The following is a 2,158-nucleotide window of genomic DNA, read 5'->3' as shown; positions in this document are numbered from 1 at the left end:
TGTCGGGTGGACGACACTTGTTACCAAGTGCCGTCTCCCTAAGAACCCAGCGTGCAACTTTCACTGCACTAGGCTCAAGCCTCCACGAAGGCATCGTTTGATACCCAGCAACTTATAAAGCAGTCGAAGCAGGTTCGTTCCAAGAGTTACGAGCTAGCCTTTTAGATTTTCTCTTTACCAAGTATTCTTGGTAAAGAGGGTCAAAGGGTGTCGCTGCACTTCGGATTTTCACATGCCTTTCTATTGGCACTTTGGCTATTTGGAAGAGATTGAACTGGCAATCCATATCCATGATCTTCTGCCAACCGTGAAACTGCCATTGGCCTTTTCGGTTGATGAAGTATTTTAGGGCAATCCAAGTTTTAGACTTTGTTGGATGACGCCTTTTAGCCCAGTGCCATAACGTATGGAATAACTTGTGACCTACATATCCGAATACCTGTTTAGCTACGCAGTGCCGATAATAGTTCGACCATCCCCTGAGTTTAGGATTTATCAGTTTGATAAGATCATTCACTGGAAGGGTTACGTGCTTTTTGATGAGTTCACGCAGATTGCTTAAGAACATCAACGTATTGGATTTACTCGGCTTGATGAGCAGTTTCCCTTTGTACTTCCTATGGTTGAACCCAAGAAAATCAAAGCCATCGTTGATATGAGTAATGTGCGTTTTCTCTTCGGATAATGTTAAGCCTCTTTCCGCTAAGAAATCAGCAATCAACGGTTTGATATCGTTCTCGAGCACTTCCTTTGAAGCGCAAGTGACGACGAAATCGTCGGCATATCCAATAAAGTTAGCTCTTGCTCCTTTCTTAAGCGCGGTAGACTTAATGCGCTGTTCGAGACCCGATAACGTCATCAACATCAAGGTGGGGGATATAATTCCGCCTTGAGGAGTGCCTTCGTCGGTGTCGTAAAACAGCCCTTTGTCTACAAAGCCTGACTTTAGCCATTGCTCCAACATCCGTTTATCGATGGCGATGTTATCCATAAGCCATTGATGCCCGATTTTGTCGAAGCAAGCTTTAATATCTCCTTCAAGAACCCATTTAGCCGATTTCTTTAAAGCCAAACACTTGAAGCACTGGTCGACAGCGTCAGCCGTGCTACGATTTGCTCTAAAGCCATAACTATTCGGGTCGGCAGTTGTTTCTGATATGGGTTCTAGCGATAATAGGTGTAGCGCTTGTTGTGCTCTGTCTATCATGCATGGGATGCCCAGAGGTCGAAGCTTGCCATTCTTTTTGGGGATATAGATACGCCTGAGTGGTTTCGCTTGATAAGCTTTCCGACTCAGTTGATTTACTGCTTTCATACGACGCGTGTCTGTGTTCCAGACAACGCCGTCTATTCCAGGCGTTTTACTGCCTTTATTTTGAGAAACTCGCTTAACAGCAAGAAGTTTTGCTGAGCGAGAGTGAGTTAGTATCCATTGCAATGCTTTTGCTTTGCCGTGTTTACCGTCTCTAGTTGCCTTTGCGATACGCATTTGAAGCTTTAAGACGTTCGCCTCTACGGCCTTCCAGTTAATGGATTGCCACAGTGCACTGTCAGAAGATGCACTAATCTCATTCGAAATCGTCATTTGCTTTTCTTCCTTAATAAAGTTCTTCAAACTCTCTCGCAACGAGAGACCAGTTGGAAGTGGGCTCACTTTCGTGATCAGGCACAAACCTGTATCTGCGTCATTACAATGCAGCCTTTGCTTTTTCCAACCTCCTCTACCCGCATCACTATCGGCCACAGAGGCTTTCCCGTAGGGAGTGATACAGGCTTACCGTGTTCCGTATGTCACGCAATGTCAGTTTAGATGCCCGCTATGGTGCGGAGAGTTCAATGATCACGAAAGAGCATGGGGCAATCTCTTTCCGACTCTCGTGCCTTTTGGCTACAGCGTATTAACCACTTCCGCTGTTTCACAACATAACGCACCTTACGCGGATTCACTTATGTTCATCATGCTGACTACCTAGCACTCACCCGATGTTGTGGTTATCAGGAGGATCGTCCTCTCACGATTTCAATCCCGATTGGAAAATACCAACCTTCGTTACATTGTCAAAGCCGCTACTTTATTCAGGCTCCTAGGTTCATCTGGTGATACAGATGATTCACTCGTTTAGCGGTGAACAGCGCTTCATACGACTTCACGTCGCAC

Annotated in this window: 1 protein-coding gene; it reads right to left on the bottom strand. The window is 45.6% G+C overall.

Annotated elements, in window-relative coordinates:
• Nucleotides 1-112: 112 nt before the first annotated feature.
• Entirely contained in the window at nucleotides 113-1,585 is a 1,473-nt protein-coding gene (ltrA, locus tag ACED48_RS20375) for a group II intron reverse transcriptase/maturase (RefSeq protein ID WP_029626754.1), read from the bottom strand.
• Nucleotides 1,586-2,158: the final 573 nt, after the last annotated feature.

The sequence above is a fragment of the Vibrio sp. 5S239 genome (genome assembly GCF_041439575.1).
GTDB lineage: Bacteria > Pseudomonadota > Gammaproteobacteria > Enterobacterales > Vibrionaceae > Vibrio > Vibrio kanaloae.
The sequence above is the reverse complement of the archived record's forward strand: the minus strand, read 5'-3'. Positions and strand labels throughout refer to the sequence as shown.

Coding starts and splice junctions, on each gene's coding strand:
- ltrA (WP_029626754.1), bottom strand. CDS start 1,585: ATGACGATTTCGAATGAGATTAGTGCATCTTCTGACAGTGCACTGTGG.